This is a genomic window from Dysosmobacter segnis, from assembly GCF_014297285.1.
GTDB lineage: Bacteria > Bacillota > Clostridia > Oscillospirales > Oscillospiraceae > Oscillibacter > Oscillibacter segnis.
In genome coordinates, this window is record NZ_JACOQI010000002.1 from 250032 (window position 1) to 264146 (window position 14115).

Consider the following 14115-nt stretch of genomic DNA (forward strand, 5'->3'; position numbering starts at 1 on the left):
ACTCTCACCTCCTTATCCTGACGGAGAGGGGCTTGCGTTGGCATTGTTAGCCTTTGTAGACTCTGTGCTTGGATTGACCGGAGGATCGCCACCGATGCTCTTGTCCACATCACCGTCAGGCGCATCCTTACCGGTAACAGTGAACGAAGTCTTATGCACAGGGTACTTGTTCTCAAAGTCTTCATCCAACTCAAGATCCATAAGGGAGAGGTAGTCATCCACGTCAAACCCTGTAGAGGCAATCCATGCCATCAAGCTGCCCTTTCCACGGGCATACAGGTCAGAGAAAAACTTCACCTGTTTTTCTCGATTGACAAAAGTAATGGGAAGCACCCGGAACTCCACCCGGTAGCTGCCGTCCCTGATCACGTTGTAATTCAAGCACTTGTTCAGCTCTTCCACCAAAGCCTCAATCCACGTGAATACGTTATTCGCAACGATTTCCATATTCAGTGTGGCCGTGGCATAGTTACCCGTAGAACTGCCACTCAGAGCAGCAGCGGCCACGCCGATGTCCTCATTCACATCCTCTTTGATGGCATTTTCGTTTTCCTCATTCAAAAGGGAGAGATCAACCGGAAGCCGATCCATCTTTGTGCCAGAAGCCAAAGAGAAGAATGATACACCGTTTGTGTTGCTGCGTTGCGTCAGCGCTTGCTTGACTGTGTTATGCTGGTTTTCTTGCTGTGACTGAGACAGAGCAGATGTACCCTTGTCCTTTCCCTCGGGGAAAGTCTCATAGTAAATCTGGTTATTGACCGTATCCAACACACGCCGCTTCGTATTGATGAAGTATTTGGCATAGTCGATATCGTCCAACGCGGCTACTGCAAAAGGCACGCCGTACGGATCGTTCTGTCCGCTCTTGATCTTGGTTACAATCGTCTTGCGCCAGTCCAGTCTCTGCCAGCACGCACCATCCGGGAACTCTCCATTGGAATATCTACGCCATCCTTCTTGAATCTGACGAGGGAAGCCTTGCAGCTTACGCTTACGATCTCCCTCTGTCATGGCGCTAAAATACCGCAGGTCAAACGCTACTTCGTAGCAGTTGTTCCTGCGGCCAATGATTCTTGTATATTCTACCGGCAAAGAAATAACAACACAGTTGACGCCGGCTGAGTTAATCTCGGTGATGCCTTGGATATCAAGATCAGTCAGCGCAAGCCGATCGTCTACTGGTACTGTTCTCGTCTCCATGTACCCCACGTACATACCCTCATTGGCATCATGGAATAGACCGTCACGAATAACCTCCTTGTAGCGCATCGACCGGAGCACGCTGGTCATCTTGTCCATGCTGGCACGATACCCTTTACGGGGGCCTCCCGCTTTCTTGGGCTTAACAACTACCACATAATCAAGGGAGTGAAGACTAACCAGGCTATCAATAGCTGTCGTCACCGTGCCGTTTGAGTAATACGCCCACTTCGCCCATTGACGCAATTCAGAGATGTACTGCATAGGATCTCTCGCCATTCGCGTGATTTCTTCCGTGGAATACGGTGCCGTACATTTCGTACCGTAGTTGACCACGTTCAAATAGGACGAACCCAAACGCGTGTTAAACTCATAGGTCTTGTCGTCCTGCGGCGCACTGTTTACTTGCGACATAGGTACTGCGGCCTGCGTTTCAGATTGATTTCGGCCCATAATCCGACCAAAGAATGATTTTCCTGCCACTTGTCTTCACCTCCTTTAATTACAAAGTGTTACGTATTCATACCCGGAGCTATCCGAGAAAAGATCCGCCTCCAAAAGTGAAACGAAATAGTTGCCATAAGATACTGATGTATACCGGTCTTTCCGCGCACCTGGGCGTTCCTCAATCTTAATGAGGTTGGTCTGGTTCTGCACAGTATACTCCAACCCAATCATCTCATTGATCAACGCCACCGTCTCAAGGAAAGGACGCTCATAGAAAAGTTGGGTATCTACATCGGCAGAGACATACTCAGGATACAAGCGCTGCAATTCTTCAACGCCCTCTTGGTTGCTTACCATGAGTTCGATCATCCGGTTATTCAAACTATCCCGCATAGAGACAGCAATTTTGCTGTTCAGCTCCAAGGACGCCTTAACCGAGAAAACTGCCTCTTTCTGGCCTGCAATTACGATACGAGCTTTCAGCTTATCATCGTTCATACACGTCCAAGGTTCGTATTCCACGTTCCGATCTACGTCATAAAGCACTTTAGCCAAAGCGTCGTAAATAGCGACACCCGCGTTTCGTGTATCCAAAACGCAATAATCCGCCTCAAAGTCAGCGAACAGCTGCTTAATGCGAATGGCTTGTTTTGTCGTTTCAAATTCTGCCTGCGGCTCCATATAGACTACCTGCCGGCGATATCCCTGCTTGACCTCAATATGATCTCCGCTGGTATCTGAGACCTTATACTCCTTGCTCTCAGGGAGAGCACGAATGCAAGTAAATACCGAGTTATCGTTGCCGGTACCGCCCTCCGGGGCAATATCGCACGCGATAATACGGATTTCTCCTGCCTGTTTGGGAATTGTGTGCTTTGCCTTGACCTTTGACAGTACGTCCTCGTTCTTCCTTGGATAAAACGGACGTTTCAACACACGGTTCTTGTTCAGCATATCGTAGGTGAAGTAAGCATGGGCGTTCTCGGCCACCATCTGATTTTCATACTCAATCGTCCAGGCGACCCTATCCAGCTTCTTTCGCTCCTTCACCAAGAAGTCACGTGTTTTAATCTCGTGCTTCAAAGCGATGCTGTAATCCATACCGATCAGAACAGATTTGCCCTTGCCTAACATATCGCGGGTCACGAGCTTCATGTAGTCCCACATCCAGTGAGATTTGTACCATGCAGAGCTGATATAGATTTCTTTCGGTTCCTCTTTCAGTTCTTTGTACTCGTCGGGGTACTTGATTCTGAACGGAATCTGCCGCTGGAACAGCGTAGGAGAAAGAACCGTGTCGATAATGCTTTTCACAATCATACGGAACTCTTCATAAATGAAGACCGTAGCACGGTATCCACGCACATTTTCATTGGCAACCAGTACGACAATAGAGCTTCCGTTATTAAACTTCACTTCGATATCGTTCTGGTTGTCCTTGATAGTCTTAATCTCCTGTTGAAGCAACGGAGATCTTGGCAAAATCTCTTTGGCGATTTTTTCTGATACGATCAATCTCGCCTGCTTTTTTGTTGCCGAAGCTACGACGATCAATGATCCAGGCCGCAAAATTGCTTCTTTACAGGCATAGACCGCAATGATAAATGACTTTGCCGCACTACGAGCGGCCACAATGCAGATACTCGGAAAAATATCCATCAGGTACAAAATGATGTGCTGATAGAGATACAGAGTAATTCCGAAATACCGCTGCACAAAGCGGCTGGGGTTCCTTCGCCAAAACGTTATCCAATCCAATAGCTTTTTGACAAACTCAGGGTCGTTCAATTTGCTATTGGGTGAGAAATGTTCATGGACGTGTTTTTGCCGCTCATCCATCAACGCTTCGTAATCCATAACTCACTCCTCCGAATCAGACAGGCTAAATTCCTTGTCCAGTTCCTTAGAGCCGGTCAATAGATTGCGAAGAGGTCTGGTCATGAACCGCTCAATATACTCCTTCAAATGATCGAAGTCCGCATACAGCTTCTTGTCCTTGTAATATTCAGCCGGACAAAACTCCTCGATGTCTCGAATCATTTCTCCCAAAGGACTCAGCTGCTTTTCAGCCTCAGCCTTTTTCTTCCGGTCTTCGATCTCAGTAGTAGCTGCGTCAATCTGCGACTTGTAGCTATTCGCAGCCGTACCAATGTTGGAATCTCCCTTCTGAAGCAGCTTCCGCAGATTGAGCTTCATAAAGCAGATCGAAACGTACAATTCCTCCTGCCGCTTATCCATCGGCTCGCCGTATCGCTTTACCCAATCCTGATACTCGTACTGCATAGAATCGTAGTCGCCAGCATCAAAACCGACACCAAACCGGCGCACAACCTCCTCGGGCGTCTGGATGTCGTCATTTTTTGCTACATCCTCCACCGTAGGTGCGTTTTCCACATTGGCTTCCCAGCGCCGCACCAATGTATCAGAGTAGGTCGTTGCTCCGTCTACCTGGCTCAAATTCAGTCTGGAAATATAGGTACTGATCCGATTGCGGCTCTTTCCATTGCGGCTCTCACTGATCTTTCGTGACGACGCCCAGATGTCCAAATCAAAGTACATATCCGTGATTTGGCAAATCCGCTCTGCCGCTGCATCTTCGTCTCCGTCATAGAACTTTACGTACTGTTCGTAAAGCTCTGCAACGCAGTTCTTACAGATAGAGACAAAGCCGTTGTTACCCTTATAAATAGGGGACTTTGAACGGCCAAAATTAGTCTCCTGTTTTTTGTACTTGTGGCCGCAGCAGGTACAGCGATATTCTTCATCGCTGATTACACGCGGCTCAACTTCGGTAGGCTTCGCATCTTTCACTACCTTTTGCGTAGCCGGTTTCATCAGCTGTTTCTTTGCCGCCATGTCCGCGACCTCCTTTCTATATGACAAAACCTCGGAAGTCCAAAGACCCCGAGGTTTTCTCAATCGTTATAATTTTTTCTGGTGCGCCTGAAGGGATTTGAACCCCCGACCCACGCATTAAAAGTGCGCTGCTCTCCCAACTGAGCTACAGGCGCATATGTTATATTCAATCAGGCAATAATTCCGATTCGCACGGTTACTACACTTATTTATCCTCCGTTGCTGACTACCTTTAGAGGGGCATACTTTCTCAGGTTCACGAAGTCCCGTTGGGGTATGCCAGCCCGCCGCGCTCCTGATCGGCTTGCCGCTTTGCTTACAGCGTTCAGGTTGGTCTATCGCGTTTTGCCTGCGCCGGACTTTCACCGGAGGGAGCGACCCCAATCTACCTGCACACGGCCAATTTTTTATTTTACCGACGTGTCAGAGCCGTCACACGTCATCATAGGTAGTGTCCTTACGGACTGGTGGGATAAGAAGGAATCGAACCTCCGACGCGCAGGGCTTCAACCTGCCGCTCTTCCAACTGAGCTATCATCCCATAGAGCTACGCATTTTTGTTTATCGGCATTGCACAGGACAGCGTAGCAAAGTCCACCGTCCCCTGTCGCTGGAACCGCGCCGCTTTCGTACCGTTTGTCTTGGGGTCGTTAGAAAGCAGTAAATATCAACACATCCCGTTGGCGGCGGAAGTAGGACTCGAACCCACAAGCCGCTCATCACGACCAACAGTTTTCAAGACTGCTCCCCGCACCTACTGGGGTCAATTCCGCCACTTGTGAAATTTAGGCACACATTATTTTTTCAAGCTGATCGTACCCAACCCGAGCTGCCCATTCTGCGTGCTCAAAGAACACAACAGCCTTTCCATGATCGTCTCGAATGTATAGGCAAAGTGTTTTTGCTCCATTCACCGGGGACACATAATACATTAAAGATCCAAACGGAAACTTCATTGAATCACCCACTCATCAATTTGAACCCGACCTTATTTCAACTGCATATCGGGTAGCAACAAATATTTGTATGGTAGGGGAGGTGGGAGTCGAACCCACTCAGCTCGAAAGCAACGGTTTTACAGACCGCCCCAGCTCTCCAACTCTGGCGCTCCCCTATATTTACTATTCTTATATTGGTACGGGTAGAGGGGGTTGAACCCACGACCTTCTGATTAAGAGTCAGCTGCTCTACCAACTAAGCTATACCCGCATATGGAGCTGGTGGACGGACTTGAACCCCCGACCTACTGATTACAAATCAGCCACTCTACCGACTGAGCTACACCAGCATATGGAGCTGACACAGAGACTCGAACTCTGAACCTATTGCTTACGAAGCAACTGCTCTACCATTAGAGCTATGTCAGCATGGCAGGGGTTGAAGGACTTGAACCCTCACCTACATCGGTTTTGGAGACCGGAGTGCTACCAATTACACCAAACCCCTATAAAAATGGCGACGTGTACGGGACTTGAACCCGTGACCTCCGACGTGACAGGCCGGCGCTCTACTCTTCTGAGCTAACACGCCATATACAGCAACCATTTATGGTTGCATTTTTATTTTGCAACCAATTTAGGTTGCTTTGGTGATGCGTCCGGGGATCGAACCCGGAAATTCCACCTTGAAAGGGTGGTGACTCTACCAATTCGTCCAACGCACCATGTTGGTACTGCTAATGGGACTCGAACCCATACGGAATTTCTCCCACCAGCACCTCAAGCTGGCGCGTCTGCCTATTCCACCATAGCAGCATATTTGGATTTATTTGTCCCAATCAATTAAAGGGTATAGATCATAGGGCGAATCCCCAGTCGCAATTTTCTCATATCCGCCATCCACAATACGCCATAGCGTATGCTTCTTCTTTTCTGGATTTTGGCTGATCTGGTACTGCTTGCCCGACCTCGTTGTACACAGCACACCGGTACCGCACTCAGAGGCGGAAATCTTTTTAACGATTTTTGATGTTTTTTCTTTCGTTACGCCCGAATCTTTCTTCGGCATGATTGCACCTACTTTATAAATTATGGCAAGGCGCTTCCAGTTGGAAGCCTTGTTGCGGCAAGCAGTTCATGAGACTACTCTTTCTGTTATAACAACTTGTGCGCACAAGCCCCTTCACAGATCCACCTCTGGTACTCCCAACGAGACTCGAACTCGTATTGCCGACTTGAGAGGCCGGCCTCCTATTCCAGTTAGAGGATGGGAGCATATATAAAAATGCGGGCAAGGATTTACACCTTGCATGATAGCACCCCTTGCAGAGCAAGATACTTCCACGTCTACCTTCCCAATCGCCCACAGCGTCTACCTATTCCGCCACCGCATTTATTTTATTGGCTGGGGTAGCAGGACTCGAACCTGCGGTCGAGGGTAAACCTCTTGTCGGAGTCAAAGTCCGATGCCTTACCAGCTTGGCGATACCCCAATATGGAGATACCGATAGGATTTGAACCTATGATCCTGGGGTTGCAGCCCAGAGCCTTGCCACTTGGCTACGGTATCATAAGCTGACTTCAGCGGTAATGGATGTCAGCCCCATTGATTAACGCCCCACTCATAAGGCCACCGCTATTTATAATATCGTTTCGCCCAAAATGGGAGAGCTGTGGTGGCAGTAGCAGGACTCGAACCTGCGTCTTACGACGTATGAGGTCGTGCTGGAGCCATCTCCAGTCATACTGCCATATACGGTTTGCGTGGCTCACATCACTTGTACTTCGTGATTGCAACCCTCTCATCCCAGTACTGGCACTGGGTCGAGTGACCATCAAAACCGAAAAAATGGTGCGGGGCTGTGATTTAATGCAGATACGCCTTGGTGCCGAAGGTGGGACTTGAACCCACACGGTATCGCTACCAGAGGATTTTGAGTCCTCCGCGTCTGCCGATTCCACCACTCCGGCATATGGAGCGAGTGACGGGGATCGAACCCGCATCCCCGGCTTGGAAGGCCGGTGCCCTGGCCGTTGTGCTACACCCGCATATGGTGTCCAGTGACGGGATCGAACCGCCGACCCTTTGCTTGTAGGGCAAATGCTCTCCCAGCTGAGCTAACCGGACAGATCGGCTTACTCACACCGTAAGCCATGGTGCCGGCTCGTACTTCGCCTGCCGGATTGCGCCGGTTTTACTCCCAAAACCTTGTAAAAGTCATCACTGCCAGATGTGAAGGTTTCTATTTCCCATTCGGTTTACAGTCTCCGCTCTGTTCGTGGGACGGGCATGGTTGCGGGGGCAGGACTCGAACCTGCGACCACCAGCTTATGAGGCTGGTAAGCTACCACTGCTACACCCCGCAATATGGCTGACCCGGCAGGACTCGAACCTGCGACCATCTGATTAACAGTCAGACGCTCTACCATCTGAGCTACGGGCCAATATAGATCTACGAGACGCATTCTTAACGACACCACATTTGTTCGGCATATGCTTAGTTAAAGGCGATGATTTTTCTATTTCAAGTAGAATTGTTTTCAAAATTGCTGTTAGCGTCTCAAAATACGGAACACGGTTGTTCTTTTTCCCATAAAAAGTTTTTGAAAGTTGCTGTACGTGCCCCAAAAATGGTAGAAGATGCCGGACTCGAACCGTTCTTCCTGCTCCCTGGGCAGGCGTGCTACCGTTATCACTACATCCTCTATATATGGTGGAGCCGAGGGGAATCGAACCCCTGTCCGAAATCCCTACATGAATAAAACAGTCTTACGCAATAGACAACACTTTATCAATTCGCCTCAAACTGAGACGGGCGGATCAGCAGTTGTCACTCCGCGCCCAAGGCGCATCGGTTAGATGCACCTCCACCACCTTGTTTCTTTTCACAGTGACAAGGAAAACTGCAATACTCTGACCGAATCTTTGACCTCAGATGTTTACCCGGTCAGTGGGTACATCGTTTTGGAATCCAGCCGTCATCAGGCGGCAATTCCCTTTGCTGCAAGAGCAGCGGAAAAAGCGGGATGGATCATTACAACAGTCGTATCGTTGTCATTTCATTTTTGTTTAAGCCTTGAGGCGGTCTTCTACCTGCGAGTCTTACTCTCTCAGAACCCCGTCGAACCCATTACGGCCCCATATGAAATTGTCAAGGTGTACCGGTTCGGGCGTAGGCGCTGCCCGACCACGTTCCCCAATCCCTGCATATCTCAGACGTCGAATCTTATCGGCGCGTGGAAGGGGAAGTCTTGCAGTTCATAGAGAAAGATATGTGCCACAGCCGTATCTCCCGCCTTGTCATCGGCATTCGGTCAAAATACCATTCCTGTGGCGAATGGGACTGGTCGGGACAAAAAGGATCGAACTTTTGACCTCACGATTATCAATCGTGTGCTCTACCAACTGAGCTATATCCCGATATTACGGCAGATGCGTCTGCCGTAATAGCTGTACGTCCGAAAAACCTCGTCTGCAGCCGATAGGCTTTTGGCTGAGATAGCAGTAAAAGTAATGAGCTGAACCGCACAAACGCCAACTTAGCCAATACAGCATAGTGGTGGAACCAGGGAGGATCGAACTCCCGACCCCCTGCTTGCAAGGCAGGCGCTCTCCCAGCTGAGCTATGGCCCCATATGTCCGCCCCCTAATAAGGGGCGGCGCTGTTTTCGTTGATTTTCTTTGTTGCTATGGTCATATGATACCATAGGCATTTCTGGATGTCAATAGCTACAAAGAAAATTATTTTATATTTTTTGTGTCACTGCTGCGAGTCTGTACCGGCGCGAACATCCTCTTTCAGGCTGTTACTGGCTCGGAACGTGGGCACCTTGCTATCGCTCGATACCCGCATCTCCCCGGTGGAGATGTTTTTGCTATTGCGGCCTTTTCTGGTTTTCACCTCAAAGGTTCCGAAACCTCTGAGCTGTACCTGCTCCCCGCGAACCAGCGCGTCTCTGATGATTTGGAGCACTTCGTCCACCACATCATTGGCCTGATTCTTGTAGTAGCCTTTCTCGCACAGAGCGGACACGATATCGGCCTTAACCATTGTCCCACTCCTTAATTCAATTTGATCTGATAGCAGGCATCCGCACCTACTCCGGGGCGGAAAACCATCATCAGCTGTGCCGGAGTCGAATAGAGCCGTTTTCCGTTAGCATAATCATCCGTACCGCACAAGCAGGGTGCGATCATACTCTCGATTCCCAACTCTTCAAACTCCTCTTTATGGTGCTTATCGGCCAACACCACATAGTCAATATCGCTGGAATACTTCTTGGCAAACAGCGTGTGCAGCGTCTTTCCGGCATTCTTCACGTTGTCCAAGTCGCCATGGGCGGCACAAATGTTATACCCGCATACGGAGAAGTACAAAAACTCGTAATACTCCGATTCCGGGAAAACGATATCGCCGCGATCATGAAGCCGCTGCTCAAGCCACCAGGGGATCAGCCGCTCCATGTTATCCGCATGAATACTGTCGTTTTTATTTTGAACGGTTCTCAAATGATTTCCGTAGGTCGCGTGAACTACTGTCTGCTCAACCTCGTCGGCCAAAACACTGATCGCCTGTGCCATAATTTCTGACACCTGCATGATCTGGTCACACGTCAGCTCCTCAGAGGCAACACGCGCACTGGTGTGTATTGAACCATGAGCCGCGTCGCCCAACAACACGACATGAAGTCTCTGGCATTTATTCAGCCTGATACGCTCAACTGCTCGCTCAATCAGCCGTTCCACACGATAACGGCATACCTGAGTATTATACTGCTCCCAGATATTGTCCGTCACCATACCGTAATGCCAGTCGGCAAACACAAGAACAGCCTCAGCATCGCCAAGGAACATACAAAAGTCGTCCGGTTTATTAACCGATAGCGGCAAAAACTCATTCAGATTCTGAGCAGCCTCAACGAGCCGATCTTCCAGATTTTCCTCACGACCCATCCGATCGACCATCTTATTGAACTCGCGGCGCTGGTCGTAGAAGCGTTTGGCCTCTTTACGCATCTCCGCAATTTTACAGTTCAGCTCTCCCATATAATCGTCCTGGCCGGGATTACCCTGAGCGGCATACTTTTTCTTGAAATACTGCGCAACAGCATAGCCGGAGTATGGCGTTACAGATGCCGCCTTTCTCAAACTATCCCGATGGCATTCGATGCCAGTTGCTTCAACGATGTCTTCCCAGTCCAGATCGTCGGGCTTCTGTTCGACTTTGATTTCGATTAGGCGAAGACCATATTCATATGTATCCTCACCTTCTCTGCGTTCATACTTTGGATTCACGAATGTCTTCACCCCTCTTCTGCCGGCAGAAGCGTACTCTGCCTGATTTCAATTTCAATGTTTGGTACGCCGGCCCAACGCTCCAAGATCTCCTTGATATCGTAAGTCCGAGCACCATTCACGTCATACTCCGTCAGCGTCATATCGGAGCAGTCGATTGTTGCGTGAGAATATACCTCACGCTGCTCCCGCACTGCCATTTACTTGTGCTCCTCGATCACGTTCATACAACGAATTTCGTTCAGCTTTGCAAGCAGCTCAGGGGATTCGACGCAGAAATAATGACCTCTCTTCGAGTCCTGCTTCATCGTCCGAGGATAACAGTAGTAGTGGGGATACTTATGCGGAGGAAATGCTTTGACCAGCAGATCTTTTTCTGTCTTGTTAATAGGAACCACGAGAACCATCCTTTTCTAATAAATTTGAGGGTACTCCCTCAAAATTACACCAAATTTAGGACTTGGGAACTCCCGACAACAAACGGGAGTTCCCAACGTGGTTTCAGAATTATTCGACCAACAAACCCGAAAAACTGTATAAAATTGTGAAAATTCAACAGTTGTCGGACGTTGTTTTTGGGCATATTACCGTTTCTCTACGGAAATGGAACCCATAAATTTCCACATCCCACGGGCCGTCAGAAACCTCGGTCAACGTTGAAATGGGTGTCCGGCTCTGCTCAATCAAGTCCAAAAAACACTGATTAGGTGCCGAAAACAACGTATAAAACAAGGTGCGTGAGATATCTTTATTCTGAGGCTCCTCAATGGCGAGCATCAACCGATATGCAGTATGAGGACTGATCCGCAGTGACTTAATATAGTTGATATACTCCTGCCGAATCTCATGTACCAGGATTGCCTTACCGTAGTTATCCAGGTTTTCGTCTGTTCCATCCCAAACCGCCCGGATCTTAGATCTCATATCCCTGACAAACCCCAAGATCCGTTCGACCTGTGAATAGCTCACAGATTTTTGCAGATAAGCGTCGTTTACCAACAGTTCAGAAAACGGGATGAACGACGTATAAGCATAGCTTGTACGGTAAGAGTTCAGACTGTGCTGCAAAAAATCCATCGTCGTATTGTGGAAACGATAGTTTTTTCCCACACTGTCATAGTAGCCCTTCATGCGGGCGATCTTCCCGAAAAAGTTGGGCTTTACTTGCCGGCCATCATCGTCGCGTATCTCATATTTTTTTCTCAACCGTTTGATTTCCGCAACACTGTCTACGGCATATTCTCGCTTCGCCTTATCAATCTCGATGTTACTCAAAACGTCCAGCTGGGCGATCTCGCAGTAAAGCTCCTCATACTCGGAAAAATCTGCTCCGCTGTTCAGCGCGTCCCATAGCTTCGTATTCAGCTCTTGGGAGAGGTTTACGATCTCACCGATTTTATTGACCGATGTTTTGATATCCAGATCAGACTGATCTGATTTGGTATAATGACGCACGATTTTCTTAGCGTCTACCATGCTGGTCGGGACGAGGAATTTGTGATAGTTCTGTTCTGCGGCCCGAATAAGGATAGCGTTATTCGTCAGCAACATGGTATCAGAGTCAAAGTCTGCACCGGATAACCGGAAAAGAATATTCTCACCGATACTGTTAACACACACGATCTCTCGCGTGGTATTGACGTACTGCCGAATCTCCTCGTTGTCCGTATTCCTCGCCAGGAGTACATTTCCCATCGTCACATGGGGGCTGCGCGATCCGAGAATACTCTGATCAAAAGCAAACTGTTGGCAAAAAACATTGCCTACTCCGATTTTACTCTCACCATCAAATTGCCCAATCGCAGAGTAGAGCATTTCGATAGGGTTTCCCAGCAGAGTTGAATAGTTCCCTTCTACAAGGATGTGTCCACGGGCCAGCTCTTTTTTGAACGACTTCGATACGTCGGTTTTGAAGTTGTGGTACAGCTTCGTTTGAGAAAACTTATCTGTGACGCCCAACATCTGATATACCACATCGTTCGTCGTCGTAATTCCGTCGCTGTCGATCTCCTCATCCCCGCCCATATATTTGATATGGTACCGCAGCACCGCAGGATCTGTCTGGATCATGCGCAGATAATCCAACGACGGTTTTACCAACTGGTCAACATCATCTTGCGAAAGCTGAAGAGTATTCAAAAGCTGGTAATGGATCTGCACCATGCGGCCATCAAAGAAATGCGTCGGCTTCTCATGCTTCACGACACCAAAGTTACCGTCTTCGTCCAGCAATCTCAGCCACTGTTCCAGAGTTCCAAACTTCACGTACTTAATACTACTGGGCGTAGTAATGACCTTGATATCGCTGATATCCTGCGCCAGCGTGAAACCGGAAAGCTGGGATACGTCAGTAATGCCACGATCGGCAAAGAACTTCTGGATATTGGTATTAAAACAGGCCGATTTGAAAAACCGGTTCCGCAGAAGGATCATACCGTAATCCTGCCATTCGCCCATAGCACTTTTGTCAATGAGGGACTGTCCGTCCCAAATACTGTTCTCGATCTCAACCTCTTCCGGCTTTGAAGTAAGCCAGTTATCGCTACCAATCCTTGTCGCCACAACGCGATCTTTGAACACACTCTTATAGTCGTCGATTACCAAGAAGTTCTCGGGCCGCAGCGGAATAGTACCGACGATGCTACTCAGAGTAAGGGCGATATAGGCTTCCAGAGCGGCCAGATCAATCTCCTGACCCTCTTTCACTTTCAGCCCACAAAGCTCCCACTTGTGCATTCTTGGATACAGCTGCTCATCAATGAACAGGCACTTTCCAATTCGGCTGCTTCCGCTTGAACGCTTGAACCTACGGAACACAATACCATCGCACGTGAATCCGTCCTGATAAAGACGATTCCGAAGCTGGGCTACGGTAAGAAGTACCTTCATGGTTTTCCCAAGCCGATACATTCCATTATCAAAAACGAACAGATCCCCCAGCTCCTGGGGAGAGGCCGGATTTTCGACGGGAGATCCTACCCGTACAGCAATCAGCTCCCCATCCTTGATACAAATATTGTCGGTAAGCTGCACATCCTGCGGCAGATAGCCATACTTGATGTAGGTGTTGTCAAAGAAGCGGTTGAACTCCTTGACGCTGTACTTGAACGTGACATTGATCACGCGCCGGCAGTATTCCTTACCCCGCTTACTGAACGTGAAGTCCATGCGGCGGTATACCTTCTCATAAACTTCCCTCAGCTTTATCAGGTCGAGGCTATAATCCAAAGTGTTGACAAAACGTCTTGTATTGAACTGGTCGTTGTGGTCTGATCCAGCCAGCTTCACAGAATATTCCTTACTGTTCGGGCTTGAATAGTTCGCCAAGAACAAATCCTTGGCATCCACAGACACGATATAGACCGAGTTACCCATGGC

At 48.8% G+C, this 14115-nt stretch carries 8 protein-coding genes, 23 tRNA genes and 1 other RNA gene; all 32 read right to left on the reverse strand.

Going from position 1 to position 14115, the window contains the following annotated elements; all coding sequences use genetic code 11:
- Nucleotides 1-12: 12 nt before the first annotated feature.
- The 32 genes from H8Z83_RS03470 to H8Z83_RS03625 all read right to left on the reverse strand — a co-directional run bounded on the left by H8Z83_RS03470 (nucleotide 13) and on the right by H8Z83_RS03625 (nucleotide 14112).
- Nucleotides 13-1683, reverse strand: coding sequence for a hypothetical protein (locus H8Z83_RS03470; protein WP_187013765.1), 1671 nt, complete (start codon nucleotides 1681-1683; stop codon nucleotides 13-15).
- A 15-nt stretch (nucleotides 1684-1698) separates the two neighbouring features.
- Entirely contained in the window at nucleotides 1699-3504 is a 1806-nt protein-coding gene (locus H8Z83_RS03475) for a terminase large subunit domain-containing protein (RefSeq protein ID WP_130849565.1), read from the reverse strand.
- A 3-nt stretch (nucleotides 3505-3507) separates the two neighbouring features.
- Nucleotides 3508-4503 carry a YonG family phage-derived protein gene (locus H8Z83_RS03480; protein ID WP_130849564.1) on the reverse strand — a complete coding sequence of 332 codons (996 nt, stop codon included), beginning with the start codon at nucleotides 4501-4503 and terminating at the stop codon, nucleotides 3508-3510.
- A gap of 79 nt (nucleotides 4504-4582) precedes the next feature.
- A tRNA-Lys gene (locus H8Z83_RS03485) sits at nucleotides 4583-4658 on the reverse strand.
- A 310-nt stretch (nucleotides 4659-4968) separates the two neighbouring features.
- Nucleotides 4969-5044: transfer RNA gene (locus H8Z83_RS03490), tRNA-Phe, on the reverse strand.
- A gap of 140 nt (nucleotides 5045-5184) precedes the next feature.
- Nucleotides 5185-5277: transfer RNA gene (locus H8Z83_RS03495), tRNA-Ser, on the reverse strand.
- A gap of 253 nt (nucleotides 5278-5530) precedes the next feature.
- A tRNA-Tyr gene (locus H8Z83_RS03500) sits at nucleotides 5531-5617 on the reverse strand.
- A gap of 19 nt (nucleotides 5618-5636) precedes the next feature.
- A tRNA-Lys gene (locus tag H8Z83_RS03505) sits at nucleotides 5637-5712 on the reverse strand.
- A gap of 3 nt (nucleotides 5713-5715) precedes the next feature.
- Nucleotides 5716-5791 (reverse strand) — tRNA-Thr (locus tag H8Z83_RS03510).
- 3 nt (nucleotides 5792-5794) lie between these two features.
- A tRNA-Thr gene (locus tag H8Z83_RS03515) sits at nucleotides 5795-5870 on the reverse strand.
- Between the two features lies 1 nt (nucleotide 5871).
- Nucleotides 5872-5949: transfer RNA gene (locus tag H8Z83_RS03520), tRNA-Trp, on the reverse strand.
- Between the two features lie 7 nt (nucleotides 5950-5956).
- Nucleotides 5957-6033: transfer RNA gene (locus H8Z83_RS03525), tRNA-Asp, on the reverse strand.
- Nucleotides 6034-6089: 56 nt separating this feature from the next.
- Nucleotides 6090-6166, reverse strand: a tRNA-Glu gene (locus H8Z83_RS03530).
- A gap of 4 nt (nucleotides 6167-6170) precedes the next feature.
- Nucleotides 6171-6257 (reverse strand) — tRNA-Leu (locus tag H8Z83_RS03535).
- 10 nt (nucleotides 6258-6267) lie between these two features.
- Nucleotides 6268-6510 (reverse strand): hypothetical protein, encoded by a 243-nt coding sequence (locus H8Z83_RS03540; protein ID WP_187013766.1) that lies wholly within the window; start codon nucleotides 6508-6510, stop codon nucleotides 6268-6270.
- A gap of 129 nt (nucleotides 6511-6639) precedes the next feature.
- Nucleotides 6640-6716 (reverse strand) — tRNA-Glu (locus tag H8Z83_RS03545).
- 127 nt (nucleotides 6717-6843) lie between these two features.
- A tRNA-Gln gene (locus tag H8Z83_RS03550) sits at nucleotides 6844-6934 on the reverse strand.
- A gap of 3 nt (nucleotides 6935-6937) precedes the next feature.
- Nucleotides 6938-7011 (reverse strand) — tRNA-Cys (locus tag H8Z83_RS03555).
- A gap of 104 nt (nucleotides 7012-7115) precedes the next feature.
- Nucleotides 7116-7192: transfer RNA gene (locus H8Z83_RS03560), tRNA-Met, on the reverse strand.
- A 133-nt stretch (nucleotides 7193-7325) separates the two neighbouring features.
- Nucleotides 7326-7412: transfer RNA gene (locus tag H8Z83_RS03565), tRNA-Leu, on the reverse strand.
- Nucleotides 7413-7415: 3 nt separating this feature from the next.
- A tRNA-Gly gene (locus H8Z83_RS03570) sits at nucleotides 7416-7490 on the reverse strand.
- A gap of 3 nt (nucleotides 7491-7493) precedes the next feature.
- Nucleotides 7494-7569, reverse strand: a tRNA-Val gene (locus H8Z83_RS03575).
- Between the two features lie 163 nt (nucleotides 7570-7732).
- A tRNA-Met gene (locus H8Z83_RS03580) sits at nucleotides 7733-7807 on the reverse strand.
- A gap of 3 nt (nucleotides 7808-7810) precedes the next feature.
- A tRNA-Asn gene (locus H8Z83_RS03585) sits at nucleotides 7811-7886 on the reverse strand.
- A 191-nt stretch (nucleotides 7887-8077) separates the two neighbouring features.
- Nucleotides 8078-8147, reverse strand: a tRNA-Pro gene (locus H8Z83_RS03590).
- Between the two features lie 6 nt (nucleotides 8148-8153).
- Nucleotides 8154-8582, reverse strand: a transfer-messenger RNA (tmRNA) gene (gene ssrA, locus H8Z83_RS03595).
- A gap of 204 nt (nucleotides 8583-8786) precedes the next feature.
- Nucleotides 8787-8862 (reverse strand) — tRNA-Ile (locus tag H8Z83_RS03600).
- Between the two features lie 137 nt (nucleotides 8863-8999).
- A tRNA-Ala gene (locus tag H8Z83_RS03605) sits at nucleotides 9000-9075 on the reverse strand.
- A 127-nt stretch (nucleotides 9076-9202) separates the two neighbouring features.
- On the reverse strand, nucleotides 9203-9493 hold the full coding sequence (locus tag H8Z83_RS03610; protein WP_130849562.1) for an HU family DNA-binding protein: 291 nt from the start codon (nucleotides 9491-9493) through the stop codon (nucleotides 9203-9205).
- A gap of 11 nt (nucleotides 9494-9504) precedes the next feature.
- Nucleotides 9505-10737, reverse strand: a complete 1233-nt coding sequence (locus tag H8Z83_RS03615) for a hypothetical protein (protein WP_187013767.1) — start codon at nucleotides 10735-10737, stop codon at nucleotides 9505-9507.
- Nucleotides 10738-10745: 8 nt separating this feature from the next.
- Entirely contained in the window at nucleotides 10746-10937 is a 192-nt protein-coding gene (locus H8Z83_RS03620) for a YonK family protein (RefSeq protein WP_130849560.1), read from the reverse strand.
- A 352-nt stretch (nucleotides 10938-11289) separates the two neighbouring features.
- A complete protein-coding gene (locus tag H8Z83_RS03625) occupies nucleotides 11290-14112 on the reverse strand; it encodes a hypothetical protein (protein ID WP_187013768.1) in 2823 nt (940 codons plus the stop codon).
- Nucleotides 14113-14115 lie beyond the last annotated feature (3 nt).

Coding starts and splice junctions, on each gene's coding strand:
- H8Z83_RS03475 (WP_130849565.1), bottom strand. CDS start 3,504: ATGGATTACGAAGCGTTGATGGATGAGCGGCAAAAACACGTCCATGAA.
- H8Z83_RS03480 (WP_130849564.1), bottom strand. CDS start 4,503: ATGGCGGCAAAGAAACAGCTGATGAAACCGGCTACGCAAAAGGTAGTG.
- H8Z83_RS03540 (WP_187013766.1), bottom strand. CDS start 6,510: ATGCCGAAGAAAGATTCGGGCGTAACGAAAGAAAAAACATCAAAAATC.
- H8Z83_RS03610 (WP_130849562.1), bottom strand. CDS start 9,493: ATGGTTAAGGCCGATATCGTGTCCGCTCTGTGCGAGAAAGGCTACTAC.
- H8Z83_RS03620 (WP_130849560.1), bottom strand. CDS start 10,937: ATGGCAGTGCGGGAGCAGCGTGAGGTATATTCTCACGCAACAATCGAC.
- H8Z83_RS03625 (WP_187013768.1), bottom strand. CDS start 14,112: ATGGGTAACTCGGTCTATATCGTGTCTGTGGATGCCAAGGATTTGTTC.